At 70.5% G+C, this 18258-nt stretch carries 15 protein-coding genes; all 15 read right to left on the reverse strand.

From position 1 onward, the window contains the following. Positions 1 to 70: 70 nt before the first annotated feature. Complete coding sequence (gene lpxC, locus JR065_RS06540) at positions 71 to 982, reverse strand: UDP-3-O-acyl-N-acetylglucosamine deacetylase (RefSeq protein ID WP_206233197.1); 912 nt, start codon at positions 980 to 982, stop codon at positions 71 to 73. Between the two features lie 328 nt (positions 983 to 1310). After that, a complete protein-coding gene (ftsZ, locus tag JR065_RS06545) occupies positions 1311 to 2537 on the reverse strand; it encodes a cell division protein FtsZ (protein ID WP_206233199.1) in 1227 nt (408 codons plus the stop codon). Positions 2538 to 2858: 321 nt separating this feature from the next. After that, a complete protein-coding gene (ftsA, locus tag JR065_RS06550) occupies positions 2859 to 4094 on the reverse strand; it encodes a cell division protein FtsA (protein ID WP_003465508.1) in 1236 nt (411 codons plus the stop codon). Continuing rightward, positions 4091 to 4984: a cell division protein FtsQ/DivIB gene (locus tag JR065_RS06555; RefSeq protein WP_206233201.1), complete on the reverse strand. Its 894-nt coding sequence runs from the start codon at positions 4982 to 4984 to the stop codon at positions 4091 to 4093. The genes ftsA and JR065_RS06555 overlap by 4 nt, the downstream gene beginning before the upstream one ends. Before the next feature lie 157 nt (positions 4985 to 5141). After that, positions 5142 to 6107, reverse strand: a complete 966-nt coding sequence (locus tag JR065_RS06560; protein WP_206233203.1) for a D-alanine--D-alanine ligase — start codon at positions 6105 to 6107, stop codon at positions 5142 to 5144. After that, positions 6104 to 7540, reverse strand: coding sequence for a UDP-N-acetylmuramate--L-alanine ligase (gene murC / locus JR065_RS06565; protein ID WP_206233205.1), 1437 nt, complete (start codon positions 7538 to 7540; stop codon positions 6104 to 6106). Before murC ends, JR065_RS06560 begins: the two co-directional genes overlap by 4 nt. Beyond that, entirely contained in the window at positions 7537 to 8778 is a 1242-nt protein-coding gene (gene murG / locus JR065_RS06570; protein WP_206233275.1) for an undecaprenyldiphospho-muramoylpentapeptide beta-N-acetylglucosaminyltransferase, read from the reverse strand. The genes murC and murG overlap by 4 nt, the downstream gene beginning before the upstream one ends. Before the next feature lie 47 nt (positions 8779 to 8825). Next, positions 8826 to 10148 (reverse strand): putative lipid II flippase FtsW, encoded by a 1323-nt coding sequence (gene ftsW / locus JR065_RS06575; protein ID WP_206233207.1) that lies wholly within the window; start codon positions 10146 to 10148, stop codon positions 8826 to 8828. Then, on the reverse strand, positions 10148 to 11233 hold the full coding sequence (gene mraY / locus JR065_RS06580; RefSeq protein WP_206233209.1) for a phospho-N-acetylmuramoyl-pentapeptide-transferase: 1086 nt from the start codon (positions 11231 to 11233) through the stop codon (positions 10148 to 10150). The genes ftsW and mraY overlap by 1 nt, the downstream gene beginning before the upstream one ends. Then, positions 11223 to 12788 (reverse strand): UDP-N-acetylmuramoyl-tripeptide--D-alanyl-D-alanine ligase, encoded by a 1566-nt coding sequence (locus tag JR065_RS06585; RefSeq protein WP_206233211.1) that lies wholly within the window; start codon positions 12786 to 12788, stop codon positions 11223 to 11225. Before JR065_RS06585 ends, mraY begins: the two co-directional genes overlap by 11 nt. After that, a complete protein-coding gene (locus JR065_RS06590) occupies positions 12785 to 14242 on the reverse strand; it encodes a UDP-N-acetylmuramoyl-L-alanyl-D-glutamate--2,6-diaminopimelate ligase (RefSeq protein ID WP_206233276.1) in 1458 nt (485 codons plus the stop codon). Before JR065_RS06590 ends, JR065_RS06585 begins: the two co-directional genes overlap by 4 nt. Positions 14243 to 14250: 8 nt before the next feature. Next, positions 14251 to 16107, reverse strand: coding sequence for a peptidoglycan D,D-transpeptidase FtsI family protein (locus tag JR065_RS06595; RefSeq protein ID WP_206233213.1), 1857 nt, complete (start codon positions 16105 to 16107; stop codon positions 14251 to 14253). Beyond that, positions 16104 to 16367 (reverse strand): cell division protein FtsL, encoded by a 264-nt coding sequence (gene ftsL, locus JR065_RS06600; RefSeq protein WP_206233214.1) that lies wholly within the window; start codon positions 16365 to 16367, stop codon positions 16104 to 16106. The genes JR065_RS06595 and ftsL overlap by 4 nt, the downstream gene beginning before the upstream one ends. Then, complete coding sequence (rsmH, locus tag JR065_RS06605; protein ID WP_206233277.1) at positions 16364 to 17494, reverse strand: 16S rRNA (cytosine(1402)-N(4))-methyltransferase RsmH; 1131 nt, start codon at positions 17492 to 17494, stop codon at positions 16364 to 16366. Before rsmH ends, ftsL begins: the two co-directional genes overlap by 4 nt. A gap of 14 nt (positions 17495 to 17508) precedes the next feature. Beyond that, positions 17509 to 17955, reverse strand: a complete 447-nt coding sequence (gene mraZ / locus JR065_RS06610) for a division/cell wall cluster transcriptional repressor MraZ (RefSeq protein WP_206233215.1) — start codon at positions 17953 to 17955, stop codon at positions 17509 to 17511. Positions 17956 to 18258 lie beyond the last annotated feature (303 nt).

An 18258-nucleotide genomic window follows, 5' to 3' on the forward strand; every position in this document is an offset into this window, starting at 1 on the left:
CAGGCAGCGGCACGGTGAAGATTCACGAATCCGTGACGTGGGCAGGTCCCCGGCCGGGGACCGTTGAACTTTAGGCGTAGGCCGGGGCGCCGTAGACCACCGGCGGCGGCAGTTCCCCGCCCTGGAAGCTCACCCATTCCCACGCCGCCTGGTCGGCGAGCAGCGCGCGCACCAGCTTGTTGTTGAGCGCATGGCCGGATTTGTAGCCTTCGTAGGCGCCGAGGATGGCGCCGCCGGCCAGGTACAGGTCGCCGATCGCGTCGAGGATCTTGTGCCGCACGAACTCGTCGGCGTAGCGCAGGCCGTCGTCGTTGAGCACGCGGAACTCGTCGAGCACGATCGCGTTGTCCATCGAACCGCCCAGGCCCAGGTTGCGCTCGCGCATGTACTCCAGGTCGCGCATGAAACCGAAGGTGCGCGCGCGCGCGATTTCCTTGATGTAGGCCATGGTGGAGAACTCGATCTCCTGGCGCGACTGCTTGGCCGGGATCATCGGGTGGTCGAACTGGATGGTGAAGCCCAGCTTGTAGCCGTCGTAGGGATCGAAGCGGGCGATCTTGTCGCCGTCGCGCACTTCCACCGCATGCTTGATGCGGATGAAGCGCTTGGCCTTGTCCTGCTCGACGATGCCGGCGGACTGCAGCAGGAACACGAACGGACCCGACGAGCCATCCATGATCGGCAGCTCGGCCGAGGACAGCTCGACGATGGCGTTGTCCACGCCGAGCCCGGCCATCGCCGACATCAGGTGCTCCACGGTCTGGATCTTGGCGTCGCCGCGGCTGAGCCCGGTGCACAGCGTGGTCTCGGTGACCAGCTCGGCATCGGCCGGCACTTCCACCACCGGGTCCAGGTCGACCCGCCGGAACACGATGCCGTGGTCGGCCGGCGCCGGGCGCAAGGTCATGTAGACCTTGTCGCCGCTGTGCAGGCCCACGCCGGTGGCGCGGATCGTGTTCTTGAGGGTGCGTTGCTGGGTCATGGGGACAGTCTGGGAAGATCTGCACAGACGGGAACTGAACAGTATCGAGAATATCATGCGCTTAGCCGAATTTTAACAATTCGGTTACAGCGTCCTGTTTATGCAACGCCGGGCACGGCCCTGCGTCGCGGTCGCAAGAACCTGCCGGGTCGCGACGACCCGGCAGCAAGGGCATGGCACGCAGACCCGGGGGAACTAGGCCCTGGCCTGCGCTTTGTTTCCGTCGGCGGCGCGCTGCACATCGCGCGGTGGCGGACCACCGCCCGGGCGCATGCATCCGGCCGCGCGGTCGGCCGGGCATCGCCCAGCACGCTCCGCGATCACCGCATCAGTCGGCCTGGCGGCGCAGGAACGCCGGGATGTCCAGGTAGTCGTTCGGCAGGTCGGCCGCGGCAGGCGCCGACGCCGGCGCCGAACCGCCCATCGCGTCGCTGCTCGGGCGCCGCAGGCCAAGGCCCATCGCACCGCCGACCGCCTTGGACACGGCATCGCCGCCATGTTCGAAGTCGCCGAATTCCGGCTGGCCGGTGGTGGCGTTGCGCACCAGCTTGATCGGCGCGCGCTGCTCCGGACGCTGCGACTGGCGCGACACCGCGCGGTTCAGGCCGGTGGCCACGACGGTCACCCGCACTTCGTCCTGCATGTCCGGATCGAGCACGGTGCCGACCACGACGGTCGCATCTTCCGACGCGAAACCCTCGATGGTGCGGCCGATCTCGTCGAACTCGGACATGGTGAAGTCCGGACCGGCGGTGATGTTGACCAGGATGCCGTTGGCGCCGGCCAGGTTGACGTCGTCCAGCAGCGGGTTCTGGATCGCCGCTTCGGCCGCCGCCTGCGCGCGGTCGTCGCCGCGTGCCGAACCGGTGCCCATCATCGCCAGGCCCATCTCCGACATCACGGTGCGCACGTCGGCGAAGTCGACGTTGATCAGGCCCGGACGCACGATCAGGTCGGCGATGCCCTGCACCGCGCCCTGCAGCACGTCGTTGGCGGCGCGGAACGCCTGGATCATCGTCGCGTTGCGGCCGAGCACGGTGATCAGCTTCTCGTTGGGGATGGTGATCAGCGAGTCGCAGTGCTGGCTCAGTTCCTCGATGCCCTTCAGCGCGACCTGCATGCGCCGGCGGCCTTCGAACGGGAACGGCTTGGTGACCACGGCCACGGTCAGGATGCCCATCTCCTTGGCCAGTTGCGCCACCACCGGCGCGGCGCCGGTGCCGGTGCCGCCGCCCATGCCGGCGGTGATGAACACCATGTCCGCGCCCTGCAGCGCGTCCATGATGCGTTCGCGGTCCTCCAGCGCGGCCTGGCGGCCGACTTCCGGATTCGCGCCGGCGCCCAGGCCCTTGGTGACGTTGGTGCCGAGCTGCAGCTGCAGCTTGGCGCCGCAGTTCTTGATCGCCTGCGAGTCGGTGTTGGCGGTGATGAACTCCACGCCGTCCACGCTGCTGCTGACCATGTGCGCGACCGCGTTGCCGCCGCCGCCGCCCACGCCGACCACCTTGATTACCGCGTTGGGTGCCATCTTTTCAATCAGTTCGAAATGCGCCATGTCCGTTTCCTCTGTTGTAAGCCGGGACCGGGGACCAGGGACCGGGGACCGGGAAAAACAGCTTTCCGATTCCCTGTCCGACCCACGGGCCGGCGATTTTTTTATGGATGTTGCTTATTGCTCACTGCGTTCGTCGGGACCGGGGACCGGGGACCGGGGACCCGGAAAAGCGGGTTCCCTGTACCTGTCCGACCCTGGAGCCGGCGATTCCTTTGACACGTTGTTGCCCACCACCTACCGCTTCACTGCTCTCTCTCGTAGTCCTTCCGCTCTCCGCACCTGCTCTTCCGGGTCCCCGGTCCCTGGTCCCCGGTCCCGGCGTCAAAACTCACCCCGGTACCAGTTCTTCAATTTCTTGAACAAGCTGCCGGCGCGCCCGGTCGGCAGCGACGGGCGGCGCGGGTGTTCGATCTGGCTGCCCATCAGCAGCAGGCCCACGCCGGTGGCGTGCACCGGGTTGCCGACCACTTCGCCCAGGCCGGTGACGTGCTGCGGGATACCCACGCGCACCGGCATCTGCACCATCTCCTCTGCCAGTTCGACCACGCCTTCCATCTTCGAGGCGCCGCCGGTGAGCACCATGCCGGCGCGCACCAGTTCCTCGAAGCCGGAGCGGCGCAGTTCGGCCTGCACCATCTCGAAGATCTCCTCGTAGCGGCCCTGCACCGCCTGCGCCAGCGAATGGCGCGGCATGCGCCGCGGCGGACGGTCGCCGACGCTCGGCACCTGGATGCTTTCCTCGGCGGTGGCCAGCTGCGCCAGCGCGCAGGCGTAGCGCACCTTGATCTGCTCGGCTTCCGGCGTGGGCGTGCGCAGCATGTGCGCGATGTCGTTGGTGACGTGGTCGCCGGCGATCGGCAGCGAGGCGGTGTGGCAGATCGCGCCCTGCACGAACACCGCCAGGTCGGTGGTGCCGGCGCCCATGTCCACCAGCACCACGCCCAGCTCGCGCTCGTCGGCGGTCAGCACCGCCACCGAGGACGCCAGCGACGACAGGATCAGGTCGTCCACCTGCAGGCCGCAGCGCTGCACGCACTTGCTGATGTTGGCCGCCGCCGACTGCGCGCACACCACCAGGTGCGCGTGCACCTCCAGGCGCACGCCGGTCATGCCGACCGGGTTGCGGATGCCTTCCTGCGAATCGTCCAGCACGTACTCGCGCGGGATCGCGTGCAGGATGCGCTGGTCGGCCGGGATCGCCACCGCCTTGGCCGCTTCCAGCACCCGGTCCAGGTCGTTCCAGGTCACCTCGCCGTCGCGGATCGGCACGATGCCGGGCGAGTTCTTGCACTGCACGTGGTTGCCGGAGATCGACGCGTACACCGAGCGGATCTCGCAGCCGGCCATCAGCTCGGCCTCCTCGACCGCGCGCTGGATCGACTGCACGGTGGACTCGATGTCCACCACCACGCCGCGCTTGAGCCCGCGCGATTCGTGCGAGCCGATGCCGATCACCTCGATCGGGTTGCCTGGCGAATACTCGCCGACCAGCGCGACCACCTTGGAGGTGCCGATGTCGAGTCCGACGATGAGGGATTTGTCGCCTTTGCGGTTCATGTCTGGGTACTGCGTAGAGAGGGGGAATTCGGTGCCGGGACCGGGGACCGGGGACCGGGGACCGGGAATGGCGGGTTCGTGGCGAATGCCGGGCGACGCGGCGCCAACGACGCGGTCCCGGCAGGCGCGGCTGGCGCCGCGGCACGGCCGGGCTTCCTGTCCCCGGTCCCCGGTCCCCGGTCCCGGCTCTCCACGGCCTTGCGGCTCACCGTGAACCCATTGGTGTAGCGCAGGTCCGCGCGCTCGATCGGCGCCTGTTCCGGCGTCGCCAGCTGCGGCAGCACGCGCGCGAAGCGCGCCAGGCGGGTGCGGGCGTCGTCGCGTCCGACCACCACCTGCACGCCGTCGCCGAGCTGCAGCGACCAGCTGCCGCGCGCGTCCATCGCCACGCCGCTGACCGGCATGCCGGCCGGGGCGAACAGCGCGCGCGATTCGTTGTACAGCGCCACCACCTCGGCGGCCTTGCTGTCCGGCCCGGCCAGCTGCGGCAGCGCGCTGCTGCCGCGCAGGTCGCGCGGGATCGCGAAGATCCGGCCCTGCTCGGACAGCATGCGGTCGGCGCCCCAGCGCGCGAACGGGCGGTGCTCGGTGACCCGCACTTCCAGCACGTCCGGCCAACGCTTGCGCACCTGCGCGCTCTCCACCCACGGCAAGCGCTCGATCGCGTCCTGCGCATCCTGCAGCCGCACCGCGAAGAAGCCGCGGCGCGCGTACGGCAGCACCACCTCGCGCAGCTGCTCGGCCGGCACGCGCTCGAAATCGCCGCTGACCTGCAGCCGGCTCAGCGGCCAGCGCTCGGCACCGACCCAGCCGTTGAGCACCGCCACCACCGGCAGCGCGACCAGCGCCAGCGCCAGCAGCCAGGCGACGATGCGCAGGATGGCGCTCATGCGTTCGCCTCGCGGCGAACGCCGGGACCGGGGACCGGGGACCGGGGACCGGGAAAGCAGCCGCACGGCGCTTCCCTGCTGCGGGCGTATGCGCGGTTTGTCCGCACGCATGGCGCCGTTGTTCCGGGTCCCCGGTCCCCGGTCCCCGGTCCCGGCTTCATAGCGTCTGCTCCAGCACCCGCCACACCAGTTCCTCGAAACCGATGCCGGCCTGGCGTGCGGCCTTGGGCACCAGCGAATGGCTGGTCATGCCCGGGGCGGTGTTCGCCTCGAGCAGGAAGAACTCGCCGCTGTCCCGGTCGCGCATCACGTCGACGCGGCCCCAGCCGCGGCAGCCGGCGGCGCGGAACGCGGCCAGCGCCAGCGCGCCGAGCGCGCGTTCGTCGTCGCCGTCCAGGCCCGGGCACAGGTACTGCGTGTCCTCGGCCACGTACTTGGCGTGGTAGTCGTACCACTGGCCCTTGGGCACGATGCGGATCGACGGCAGTGCCCGGTCGCCGAGGATCGCCACGGTCAGTTCGTCGCCGACCACCATCTGCTCCATCAGCAGCTCGCCGTCGTAGCGCGCGGCCAGCGCCACCGCCTCGTCCAGCTGCGCGTCCTCGAACACGCGGCTGATGCCGACGCTGGAGCCCTCGTTGGCGGGCTTGACGATCACCGGCAGGCCCAGCTGCGCGGCGGCGGCGTGGATCGCGCCGCCCTGCGCGGCGTCCGCCGCCGCCAGGCGCACGTAGCGCGGCGTCGGCAGGCCCAGCGACAGCCACACCTGCTTGGTGCGCACCTTGTCCATGCTCAACGCCGAACCGAGCACGCCCGAGCCGGTGTAGGGCACGCCGAAGGCCTGCATCAGGCCCTGCACGATGCCGTCTTCGCCGCCGCCGTTGTGGCCGTGCAGCACGTTGAACACGCGGTCGAAGCGCTTGTCCACCAGCGCCTGCGCCAGCGCCGCGATGCCGTCCACCGCGGTGGCGTCGACGCCGCGCGCGCGCAAGGCCTCCAGCACGTTGCGGCCCGAATCCAGCGACACCTCGCGTTCGCTGGAGGTGCCGCCGAGCAGCACGGCCACGCGCCCGAACACGGCCGGGTCGGTGTGGCGCGGCGGCGGAAAATGCATCTCGCTCATGCGCTGCCGCCTCCGACGAATCCGTCCTGCGCGATCTGCTGGGCGACGTAGCCGATGTCGCCGGCGCCCATCATCAGCAGCAGGTCGCCGTCCTGCAGCACGTCCGGCAGCACCACGCTCAGTTCGGCGACCTGCCCGACCACCACCGGCTCGCTGCGGCCGCGCGCGCGGATCGCGCGCGCCAGCGAACGCGCATCGGCGCCGGGAATCGGCGCCTCGCCGGCCGGGTAGACCTCGCTGAGCACCAGCGCATCGACTTCCGACAGCACCGCGGCGAACGCGTCGAACTGGTCGCGGGTGCGGCTGTAGCGGTGCGGCTGGAACGCGACCACCAGGCGCTTGTCCGGCCAGCCGCCGCGTGCGGCGGCGAACACCGCCGCCAGTTCGCGCGGGTGATGGCCGTAGTCGTCGACCACGCGCACGCGCGCGCCGTGCGCGGTGGTGACCTCGCCCAGGTCGTTGAAGCGGCGGCCGATGCCGGCGAAGCCCTGCAGCGCGCTGGCGATGGCCTGCGGGCTCACTCCCAGCTGCCAGCCGATCGCCGCGGCGGCCAGCGCGTTGAGCACGTTGTGCCGGCCCGGCAGCGCCAGCGTCACCGGCGTGCTGCTGCCTTCGGGCAGGCGCAGGGTGAAGCGCATGCGCGGGCCGTCCTGGACCACGTCTTCGGCGCGCACGTCGGCGTTCTCGCTGAGCCCGTAGCTCATCACGTGGCGCGGCGTCTTCGCCGCCAGCGCGGCCACTTCCGGATCGTCGATGCACAGCACCGCCAGCCCGTAGAACGGCAGGCGCTGCAGGAATTCGGCGAACGCGGCCTGCACGCGGGCGAAATCGTTGCCGTAGTTCTCCAGGTGGTCGGCATCGATGTTGGTGATCACCGAGATCAGCGGGTTCAGGCGCAGGAAGCTGCCATCGCTCTCGTCGGCCTCGGCCACCAGCCACTGGCCGCCGCCGAGCTTGGCGTTGGCGCCGGCGGCGAGCAGCTGGCCGCCGATGACGAAGGTCGGGTCCAGCCCGCCTTCGCTGAGCACCGCCGCGGCCAGGCTGGTGGTGGTGGTCTTGCCGTGGGTGCCGGCCACCGCGATGCCGCGGCGGAAGCGCATCAGCTCGGCCAGCATCGCCGCGCGCGGCATGATCGGGATGCGCTGGCTGCGCGCCTCCATCAGCTCCGGGTTGTCGTCGCGGATCGCGCTGGACACCACCACGCAGTCGGTGCCGAGCACGTTGGCTGCCGAATGCCCGCGCATCACCCGCGCGCCGAGCGTGGCCAGGCGCCGCGTCGCCGCATTGTCGGCGTTGTCCGAACCGGACACCTCGTAGCCCAGGGTCAGCATGACCTCGGCGATGCCGCTCATGCCGGTGCCGCCGATGCCGACGAAGTGCACCCGCGGGAACGCGCGGACCAGGTCGCCGGTGTCGTGGAGGCGGCGGATCATGCGGCGCCTCCTGCGGAGGCGGCGGGACTCGGGACCCGGGACTCGGGACTCGGGGAAAGCGAAGCGATGGCGCTACGCGCCACCCCGTTGGAATCGTCTGCTTGCATATGCTTTTGCTCTTGTTCTTGCCGGTTGCGAGTCCCGAGTCCCGAGTCCCGAGTCCCGGCTCCACCACGTCCCGAGTCCCGAGTCCCGGCTTCTTCCAAAATGATGTCCGCGATGCGCTCGGCCGCATCCGGCTTGGCCAGGGTGCGCGCGGCTTCGGCCATCGCCAGGCGCTTGCCCGGGTTGGCGAGCAGGTCGCGCAGCACGCCTTGCAGATTGACCGCCAGCGCCTCGTCCTGCTTCAGCAGCACGGCGGCGCCGCGTTCGACCAGGTATTCGGCGTTGCGGGTCTGGTGGTCGTCCACGGCGGCGGCGAACGGCACCAGCACGCTGCCCACGCCGACCGCGCACAGCTCGGCCAGGGTCGAGGCGCCGGCGCGGCACACCACCAGGTCGGCCCAGGCGTAGGCGGCGGCCATGTCGGCGATGAACGCTTCGACGCTGGCGGCCACGCCGGCCTGCGCGTACGCCGCCGCGGCTTCCTCGCGCAGCTTCTCGCCGCACTGGTGGCGCACCTCGACCTGCATCGCCAGCGCCGCCAGCGCGGTCGGCAGCGCCTGGTTCAGCACCCGTGCGCCCTGGCTGCCGCCGAGCACCAGCAGCCGCACCGCGCCGTCGCGCGCGCGCAGGCGCTGCGCCGGCGGCGCGAGCGCGGCGATTTCCTCGCGCACCGGGTTGCCCACGGCCTCCTCGCGCGCGGCGAAGCTGCCCGGAAAGCCGGTCAGCACGCGCCGCGCGAAGCGCGACAGCACCTTGTTGGTGAAGCCCGGCGCGCGGTTCTGTTCGTGCACCAGCAGCGGCAGCTTCAGCAGTCGCGCCGCCATGCCGCCGGGACCGGCGGCGAAACCGCCGAAACTGATCACTGCGCGCGGCGCGCGGTCGCGCAGGATGAAGCCGGCGGCGCGGATCGCGCGCATCACCCGCAGCGGCGCGCCGAGCAGCGCCAGCTTGCCCTTGCCGCGCAGGCCGCCGATCGCCAGCGTGTCCAGCGTGATGCCGTGCTGCGGCACCAGCCGCGTCTCCATCGCGCCGTCGGCGCCGAGCCAGGTCACCGGCACGCCGCGCGCGCGCAGCACCTTGGCCACCGCCAGCGCCGGGAAGATGTGCCCGCCGGTGCCGCCGGCAAGGATCATCACCGGACGCGCCTGGGCGCCGGACGCGGGCTGCGAGACAGTCGCGCTCACGAGATCCTCCCGAACGTCGGTTCCACGCGCGGCTGCATGCGGCTGGTGCCGCGCGCCGGCGAGCTGGCCTGGATCGCCGCGGCCACCGCGCTGGCGCTGGCGTCGCGCGCGGCCTGCAGGTCGGCGGCGCTGTCCACGGTCTGCGTGGCCACCGGCGCGGCGTCGCTGCGCACCCGCGCCACCTGGCGCTCAGCACGGTCCAGTTCGTAGGACACGCGCAGCAGCAGGCCCATCGCCACGCAGGTCATCAGCACGCTGGAGCCGCCGGCCGAGATCAACGGCAGGGTCAGGCCCTTGGTCGGCAGGATCCCCAGGTTCACCCCGACCGAGACGAAGCTCTGCAGGCTGATCCACAGGCCGATGCCGAAGGCGATGTAGCCGGAGAAGTGGCGCTTCATCTCCACGCAGCGCATGCCCAGCCAGAACGCGCGCCCGACCAGCAGCGCATACAGCGCCACGATCAGGCACACGCCGACGAAGCCCAGTTCCTCGGCGATCACCGAGAAGATGAAGTCGGTGTGCGCCTCGGGCAGGTAGTTGAGCTTCTGCACCGAGCCGCCCAGGCCGACGCCGAACCATTCGCCGCGGCCCACCGCCATCAGCGCGTTGGACAGCTGGTAGCCGGAACCGAGCTGGTCGGCCCATGGGTCCAGGAACGAGGTGATGCGGCGCAGCCGGTACGGTTCCAGGATCGCGATGAAGGCGAACACCGGCAGGCCGATCACGATCGGCATCGACATGCGCGGCAGGTTGACCCCGCCCAGCACCAGCATGCCGGCGGTGATCGCCAGCAGCAGCGTGGAGGAGCCGAAGTCCGGCTGCATCAGCAGCAGGGCGACCAGCGCCACGGCCACGCCCAGCGGCTTGAGCATCGCCGGCCAGGTCGCGTTGACCTCGTCGCGGAAGCGCACCAGGTAGCTGGACAGCCACACGATGTACAGCACCTTCACCGCTTCGACGGTCTGGAACTTGGAGATGCCCAGGTTGATCCAGCGCCGCGCGCCGTTGACGCTGCTGCCCAGGCCGGGCACGAACACCACGATCAGCAGCGCGAAGCAGGCCAGCAGCAACAGCTGGTTGTACTGCTCGATGTTCTTCAGCTCCGTGCGCATGGTCCAGAACGCCAGGCCGATGCCGATGCCGAGGAACAGCAGGTGCCGGGTCAGGTAGTAGAACGGGCTGACGGTCAGCTCGATCGAACTGGAACCGACCATCACCACGCCCAGCGAGGCCAGCGCCACCGCGGCGCCGAGCAGCCACGGATCGTAGCGGCCGCCGATGGCGTCCAGTCGGGTGGCCTGGCGCGCGGTCTCGTTCATCAGCGCACCTTCAACGTGGCCAGGCCGACCAGCACCAGCACCACCGAGATGATCCAGAAGCGCACGATCACCCGCGGCTCCGGCCAGCCCTTCAGTTCGAAGTGGTGGTGGATCGGCGCCATGCGGAACACGCGCTTGCCGGTGAGCTTGAACGAGGCGACCTGGATCATCACCGACAGCGTCTCGACCACGAACACGCCGCCCATGATCACCAGCACCAGTTCCTGGCGCACGATCACCGCGATGGTGCCCAGCACCGCGCCCAGCGCCAGCGCGCCGATGTCGCCCATGAACACCATCGCCGGGTAGGTGTTGAACCACAGGAAGCCCAGCCCCGCGCCGGCGATCGCCGCGCAGATGATGACCAGTTCGCCGGCGCCGGGAATGGCCGGGATCTTCAGGTATTCGGAGAACACCATGTTGCCCGACGCATAGGCGAACACGCCCAGCGCGCAGGCCACCAGCACCGTGGGCATGATCGCCAGCCCGTCCAGGCCGTCGGTCAGGTTCACCGCGTTGGAGAAGCCGACGATCCAGAAGTAGGCGATGGCGACGAAGCTGATCCCGGCCAGCGGCAGCGCGATCGCCTTGAACATGGGGATGTAGAAGGTGATCGCCGCCGGCACGTCGGCGGTGTAGTACAGGAACAGGCCCGCGGCCAGGCCGAAGATCGACTGCAGCAGGTATTTCCAGCGCGACTTCAGCCCGTTGGGATCGCGGCGCACGATCTTGATCCAGTCGTCGTACCAGCCGATCACGCCGAAGGCGATCATCACCGCCAGCACCAGCCACACGTAGCGGTTGCGCAGGTCGCCCCACAGCAGCACCGACAGCAGCACGGTGATCAGGATCATCGACCCGCCCATGGTCGGCGTGCCGGCCTTGGAGAAGTGGGTCTGCGGGCCGTCCTGGCGGATCGGCTGGCCGCCCTTGAACTGCGCCAGCTTGCGGATCACCGCCGGCCCCAGCCACAGTGACAGGAACAGCGAGGTCAACGCGGCGAGGATGCCGCGGAAGGTCAGATAGCCGAACAGCCCGAACAGGCTCTCCAGCTGCTGCAGCCAACGGGTCAGTTCAAGCAGCATGCGGCGTCTCCTCCCCGTGCGCCAGCAGCGCGCTCACGATCCGGTCCATGGCGCTGCCGCGGGAGCCTTTGACCAGGATCGTGGCCGGGACTCGGGACTCGGGACTCAGTGAAGCCGGGACTCGGGACTCGGGACTCGGGACTCGTAAAGGCGCAGCGCCATCTGCCGCCGCACCGGTGTTCTCATGCATCTGCTCTGGTTCCTGCTCTTGATTCCGCTGTTCCCGAGTCCCCAGTCCCGAGTCCCGAGTCCCGGCAACCGCGGCGATATCGCGCTGCAACGCCGCCACCAACGCCGCATGGCTGTCGAACACCCGGCCGTTCTCGCCGAAGGCCTGCGCGGCGATGGCGCTGAGTTCGCCCAGCGCGTACAGCCGGGTCAGGCCTGCGTCGCGCGCGCGGCGGCCGCCGCTGGCGTGCAGCGCCTCGGCCTCGGCGCCGAGCTCGCGCATGTCGCCGAGCACCAGCCAGCGTTCGCCGCCGGCCGCGGCCAGCGCGTCGATCGCCGCGGCCAGCGAGCCGGGGTTGGCGTTGTAGCTGTCGTCGATCAGCACCGCGCCGCCCGGCAGCGTGTGCGCGATCTGCCGCCCGGGCACCGGGCGCACCTGCGCCAGCCCGGCCACGATCAGCGCCGGCGCCACGTCCAGCGCCAGCGCCAGCGACGCGGCGGCCAGCGCGTTCATCAGGTTGTGCCGGCCCGGCAGCGGCAACGTCGCCTCCGCCTCGCCCTGCGGGGTGACCAGCACGAACTGCGAACGGTCCGCATGCATGCGCAGCTGCGTGGCGGTGACCTCGGCGCTGGCCTGCAGGCCGAAGCGCAGCAGCCGCGGCGCCACCGGCGACTGCAGGCGCTGTTCGAACCACAGCCCGAACGCGTCGTCGGCATTGATCACCGCGGTGCCGTCGGCCGGCAGCGCGGCGTAGATCGCGCCCTTGGTCTGGGCCACGCCGAGCAGGCTGCCCATGCGCTCCAGGTGCGCCGGGGCGACGTTGTTCACCAGCGCCACGTGCGGGGCGACGATGTCGGTCAGGTAGGCGATGTCGCCCGGCTTGCCGGCGCCCATCTCGTAGATCGCGTAGTCGGCGTCGTCCGGCGCCTCGATCACCGCCAGCGGCAGGCCGATCTCGTTGTTGCGGTTGCCCGGGTTGGCGTAGACGCTGCCGCCGCGCACGCGGCAGGCGTGCTGCAGGATCGCCAGCAGCAGCGCCTTGACACTGGTCTTGCCGTTGCTGCCGGTGATCGCGGCCACGCGGGTGGCGCGGTCGCGCTGCATGCCGGCGGCGATCCGCGCCAGCGCCAGCTGGCTGTCGGCGACCAGGATCTGCGGCAGCTCGATCTCCAGCAGCAGGCGCTCGACCAGCAGCGCGCCGGCGCCGCGCAGCGCGGCGTCGGCGGCGAAGTCGTGGCCGTCGAAGCGCTCGCCGCGCAGCGCCACGTACAGGCTGCCGGGCGCCAGCGCGCGGGTGTCGTGGGCGATCGCGTCGATCGCCGCGTCGTCGCCGTGCAGCTCGCCGCCGGCCCAGTGCGCGATCAGCGACAGCGGAAGACGTTTCATCGCCGTGCCTCCAGCGCCTTGGCGGCGACCTGGGTATCGTCGAACGGATGCTTGATACCTGCGATCTCCTGGTACGGCTCGTGGCCCTTGCCGGCGACCAGCACGATGTCCTCGCCCGCGGCCTGGGCGATGGCCTGGGCGATGGCCTGCGCGCGGTCGCGCTGCACGATCGCCGCCTGCGGGCGGTCGAAGCCGGCGAGGATGTCGGCGACGATGCGGTCGCCGTCCTCGCCGCGCGGGTTGTCGTCGGTGACCACGACCACGTCGGCCAGGCGCTGCGCGATCGCCGCCATCTGCGGACGTTTGCCGCTGTCGCGCTCGCCGCCGCAGCCGAACACGCACAGCAGCCGGCCCTGCACGTGCCCGCGCAGGCTGCCCAGCGCCTGTTCCAGCGCGTCGGGGGTGTGCGCGTAGTCGATCACCACCAGCGGCTGCCCCGGCTCGCCGCCGAGCCGGTTCATGCGGCCGTGGATCGGCTGCAGCTGCGACAGCGTCGCGGCGATGTGCGCCGGCGCCACGTCCAGCGCGTGCAGCGCGCCGGCCACCGCCAGCAGGTTGTCGACGTTGAAGCGGCCGAGCAGCGCCGAGCGCACCGGATGCCGCGCATCGCCCACGCACAGCTCGAAGGCGATGCCGCGCGCGTCCAGGCGCAGCGCCTCGCTGCGCAGCGTCGCGCCGGCCTGGCCGCGCGAGCTGACGCCGATGCGCTGCAGCGCCGGGTCCAGCCGCGCGAACAGCGCGCGGCCGAACTCGTCGTCCAGGTTCACCACCGCCGACTTCAGCCCGGGCGTGGCGAACAGGCGCGCCTTGGCCGCGCCGTAGCCGGCCATGTCGCCGTGGTAGTCGAGATGGTCGCGGGTGAGGTTGGTGAACACCGCGACGTCGAAATGCACCGCGTCCACCCGCCCCTGCTGCAGCGCGTGCGAACTCACTTCCATCGCCACCGCCTGCGCGCCGCCGTCGCGCAGCTGCGCCAGCAGCGCATGCACCTGCAGCACCAGCGGGGTGGTGAAACCGGTCGGCACCACCTCGCCGTACAGACCCACGCCCAGCGTGCCGATGCTGCCGCTGCGCGTGCCCAGGCGCTGCCAGGCCTGCGCGAGCAGCTGCACGGTGGAGGTCTTGCCGTTGGTGCCGGTCACCCCGACCATCGTCATCGTCTGCGACGGGTGGCCATGGAACTGGTCGGCCATCGCGCCCATGCGCGCGCGCAGCCCGGGCACCGCGATCGCATCGGCCGGCGGCGCGAGCTCGGCCGGCGCCGGCGGCTCGAACAGGATCGCCGCCGCGCCCTGCACGCGCGCCTGTTCGACGAAACCCAGCCCATGCGCGCCGAAGCCGGCGATGGCCACGAAGGCATCGCCCGGCTGCACCTGGCGGCTGTCCATCACCAGCCCGGACACCTGCGCATCGCGGTCCAGCGCCAGGTCCGGCAGCAACTGCGACAAGGCCATCGCCCGGCTCACTGGCGCACCTCCTGCAGCGGCGCCGGCAGCGGCGCGGCGGCGGCGCGCGCGCTGGGCAGCGCCGCGTCCACTTCCATCGCCGCGTCGGGCACGCTGGCCGGGTCCGGCTCGACCGCTGCCGGCGGCGGCGCATGGCCGCTCTTGCCGGCGGCCTGCGCCGCCAGCCACGCCTGGATGTCGTCCGGCGGCACGTCCATCAGCCGCAGCGCGCCTTCCATCACGTTGTGGAACACCGGCGCGGAGACCAGGCCGCCGTAGTACTTGGCGCCCTGCGGATCGTTGATGACGATGACCGTGGCGAAGCGCGGCTTGGTCGCCGGCACCAGGCCGGCGAACAGCGAGTTGTAGTGGCCGCGCTCGTAGCCGCCCGGCCCGGTCTTGCGCGCGGTGCCGGTCTTGCCAGCGACGTGGTAGCCCAGGATCGCCGCGCCCTTGGCGCCGCCCTGGGTCACCACCGTCTCCATCATCGCCACCACCTGCTTGGCCACCTCCGGCTGCAGCACGTCCTGGGTTTCCTCGTGCTGGCCCTTGACGAAGGTCGGCGTCACCAGCTTGCCGCCGTTGCCGAGCGCGCAATAGGCGCGCGCGATCTGCAGCGGCGTCACCGACAGGCCGTAGCCGTAGGACATCGTGGTCTTGGACGGGCCGCTCCAGCGCGCCGGCTGCAGCACCACGCCGGCCGACTCGCCCGGAAAGCCGCTGTGCGGCGCCGTGCCGTAGCCGAAGTTGCGGATCGACTGGTAGAAGGTCTGGTCCGGCACCTTGGCCGCGATCTTGGCCGCGCCGATGTTGGAACTGCGGGTGATCACCCCGGTCACGTTGAGCACGCCGTTGTTGCGCGGCACGTCGCGGATGGTGAAGCGGCCCACGGCCATGTAGCCGGGGTTGGTGTCGACCACGGTGTCCTTGGTCACCACGCCGGCGGTCAGCGCGGTGGCCACCGTCAGCGGCTTCATCGTCGAACCCGGCTCCACCAGGTCGGTGACCGCGCGGTTGCGGCGCGCGTCGGAATTGATGCCGCTGACCGAGTTCGGGTTGTAGGTCGGCAGGTTGACCATCGCCATGATCTCGCCGGTGGCCACGTCCATCACCACGATCGAACCGCCGGCGGCCTTGTTCTCGATCAGCGCGTTGCGCAGCTCCTTGTAGGCCAGGAACTGGATGCGGCGGTCGATGCTCAGGGTCAGGTCCTTGCCCGGCTCGGCCGGCTTGACCAGATCGATGCTCTCCACGATCGCGCCCTTGCGGTCGCGGATCACGCGCTTGGAGCCGGGCTTGCCGCGCAGCCATTCGTCGAACGCCAGCTCCAGCCCTTCCTGGCCGCGGTCGTCGATGTTGGTGAAGCCCAGCACGTGCGCCATCGCCTCGCCCTGCGGGTAGAAGCGGCGGAACTCACGCTGCGAGAACACCCCGGGAATGCCCAGCGCGACCACCGCATGCGCCTTGTCCGGGTTGATCCGGCGCTTGAGGTACATGAACTCCTTGTCGGCCTTCTGCGACAGCTTGGCGGTCAGCTCGTCGGCCGGCAGCTCCAGCGCCTGCGCCAGCTGCGGGATGCGGTCGGGGCTGCGCAGCAGCTCCTGCGGGTTGACCCAGATCGACTCCACCGGCGTGGACACCGCCAGCGGCTCGCCGTTGCGGTCGGTGATCATGCCGCGCGAGGTGGCGATCGGCAGTTCGCGCAGGTAGCGCGCCTCGCCCTGGCGCTGGTAGAAGTCGCTGTTGACCAGCTGCACGTAGGCGGCGCGGCCGATCAGCGTCACCGAGCACAGGCCCAGCGCCGCGCCGACCAGCATCAGCCGGCCGCGCAGGTTGAAGTGGCTGCGGGAACGGTTGCGGCCGGTCTTGTTCATGGCCGCACCACGACGATGTCGCCGGTCTCGGGGAACTTCATCCCCAGCCGCTCGCGCGCGACCTGGTCGACGCGGTTGCTCTCGGCCCAGGTCGCCTGCTCCAGCTGCAGCCGGCCGAATTCGATGTTCAGCTCGTCGCGGTCGTGCTCCAGCCGCGACAGCTCCACGAACAGCTGGCGATGGCGGTGGCGCATGTACACCACGCCGATCGCCGAGGCGACGGTGCAGGCGAGCAGGATGACGAGCAGCAGGCGGCTCATGGCGCGCTCCCGTGGAGCGGCGCCGGGACTCGGGACTCGGGACTCGGGACTCGTGAAAAGCTCAACCCGCGCGCCGACCGATCACTGCTGCTGTTGCTTCCACCGGGTCCCGAGTCGCGAGTCCCGAGTCCCGAGCTCCTGTCGGGTCCCGAGTCCCGGGTCCCGAGTCCCGGCTCTCCCAGCTTCTCGGCCACCCGCAGCACCGCGCTGCGCGCGCGCGGGTTGGCGGCCAGTTCGTCGGCGTCGGCCTTGATCGCGCCGCCGTGCAGTTGCAGCGTCGGCACGAACGCCTGCGCTTCGGGCAGGCGGCGATTGCTCGGCGGGGCCTTGGCGTGGCGGTTCATGAACTGCTTGACGATGCGGTCTTCCAGCGAGTGGAAGCTGATCACCGCCAGCCGGCCGCCGGGCCGGAGCTTGGCCAGCGCCGCGTCCAGCCCGGCTTGCAGATCGGCCAGCTCGCGGTTGATGTGGATGCGGATGGCCTGGAAGCTGCGCGTGGCCGGGTGGATCTTCTCGCCGCGAGGCATCACCGAGGCGATCAGCTCGGCCAGCTGCGCGGTGCGGGTCAGCGGCTGCTCGGCGCGGCGGGCCACGATCGCGCGCGCGATGCGCCGGCTCATGCGCTCCTCGCCGTAGGTCCACAGCACGTCGGCGATGTCGCGCTCGTCGGCGCGCGCCAGCCACTGCGCGGCGCTTTCGCCGCTGTCCGGGTCCATGCGCATGTCCAGCGGGCCGTCCTTGCCGAAGCTGAAGCCGCGTTCGGCCACGTCCAGCTGCGGCGAGGACACGCCCAGGTCGAACAGCACGCCGTCCAGCCCGTTCGCCGCGTCCCACTGCCCCAGCTCGGCAAAGCTGCCGCGGTGGATCGTCACGCGCGCATCGCCACCGAACCCATGTTCGGCTTCCGCGATCGCCTCGGGATCCTTGTCCATCAGCAGCAGCCGGCCTCCTGGGCCGAGTCGTTGCAGCACCCCGCGCGCGTGTCCGCCACGCCCGAACGTGCCATCCAGATAGATTCCGTTTTCGATCACCTGCAGCCCGTCCATGACCTGCGCGAACAACACCGGCAAGTGCGCCGCCGGCGGTTGCGTCCCCGGGAGGTGACCGGCCTGCGCCTGCCCGCGCATCCGGACACCCCGGCTCACAACTTCAGGTCGAGCAACCCATCGCTCAGATCCTCGTCAGACAGCGTCTGCTGGATCAGTGCGCGATGAGCCTGCTCGCTCCACAATTCGAACTTGTCGCCCATGCCAAGCAGCACGGCGCGCTTCTCGATGCCGACCGCGGCACGGTGGCTCGGCGGGATGGTGATGCGGCTGTTGGCGTCCAGCTCCAGCGCGGCCGACGAACCGACCAGCTTCTGCTGCAGGACCCGCACCACGCGCTGGGTGTTGGGCTTGGCCATGACGTCGTCACGGACCCGCTCCCACTCCTTCTCCGCGTACAGCCACAGGCAGCCGGCCTCGAACGGGTTGTAGGTCAGCACCAGGCGATTGCCGCTCGCACGCGCGACGAGGTCGCGGTACGCGGTGGGAACCGCCATACGCCCCTTGTCGTCCACTGTGATCGCGGTCTCGCCTTGAAACACGACGCCTACACCTTTCCAAATCCGCCTGGGCGGTCATTGAACCACGAAAAACCACAAAAACCCCGGTTTTCCCTCAGGTGCCCACCTTAGCAGCGCGCAAAAGGTTGTCAACAACTTTGCGACCCACAAATCGCCTGCCGCATCAATGGCTTGCGCCGTTCTTTAGAGACTTGTTCAAAGCTTATCCACAAGTTGCTGTTTCGTCTCATATTTTGAGATTGGGCTGAAATTCAGGGGTGTGTACGGGCCGTTAAGGCGACGCCCCGCCGCCGCCCTCCGGTTTCGCCGGCCGCCAGCGGACTG

Origin of the sequence: Xanthomonas sp., assembly GCF_017163755.1 — a bacterium.
Classification (GTDB): Bacteria; Pseudomonadota; Gammaproteobacteria; order Xanthomonadales; family Xanthomonadaceae; genus Xanthomonas_A.

Coding starts and splice junctions, on each gene's coding strand:
- lpxC (WP_206233197.1), bottom strand. CDS start 982: ATGACCCAGCAACGCACCCTCAAGAACACGATCCGCGCCACCGGCGTG.
- ftsZ (WP_206233199.1), bottom strand. CDS start 2,537: ATGGCGCATTTCGAACTGATTGAAAAGATGGCACCCAACGCGGTAATC.
- ftsA (WP_003465508.1), bottom strand. CDS start 4,094: ATGAACCGCAAAGGCGACAAATCCCTCATCGTCGGACTCGACATCGGC.
- JR065_RS06555 (WP_206233201.1), bottom strand. CDS start 4,984: ATGAGCGCCATCCTGCGCATCGTCGCCTGGCTGCTGGCGCTGGCGCTG.
- JR065_RS06560 (WP_206233203.1), bottom strand. CDS start 6,107: ATGAGCGAGATGCATTTTCCGCCGCCGCGCCACACCGACCCGGCCGTG.
- murC (WP_206233205.1), bottom strand. CDS start 7,540: ATGATCCGCCGCCTCCACGACACCGGCGACCTGGTCCGCGCGTTCCCG.
- murG (WP_206233275.1), bottom strand. CDS start 8,778: ATGATCCTTGCCGGCGGCACCGGCGGGCACATCTTCCCGGCGCTGGCG.
- ftsW (WP_206233207.1), bottom strand. CDS start 10,148: ATGAACGAGACCGCGCGCCAGGCCACCCGACTGGACGCCATCGGCGGC.
- mraY (WP_206233209.1), bottom strand. CDS start 11,233: ATGCTGCTTGAACTGACCCGTTGGCTGCAGCAGCTGGAGAGCCTGTTC.
- JR065_RS06585 (WP_206233211.1), bottom strand. CDS start 12,788: ATGAAACGTCTTCCGCTGTCGCTGATCGCGCACTGGGCCGGCGGCGAG.
- JR065_RS06590 (WP_206233276.1), bottom strand. CDS start 14,242: ATGGCCTTGTCGCAGTTGCTGCCGGACCTGGCGCTGGACCGCGATGCG.
- JR065_RS06595 (WP_206233213.1), bottom strand. CDS start 16,107: ATGAACAAGACCGGCCGCAACCGTTCCCGCAGCCACTTCAACCTGCGC.
- ftsL (WP_206233214.1), bottom strand. CDS start 16,367: ATGAGCCGCCTGCTGCTCGTCATCCTGCTCGCCTGCACCGTCGCCTCG.
- rsmH (WP_206233277.1), bottom strand. CDS start 17,494: ATGCGCGGGCAGGCGCAGGCCGGTCACCTCCCGGGGACGCAACCGCCG.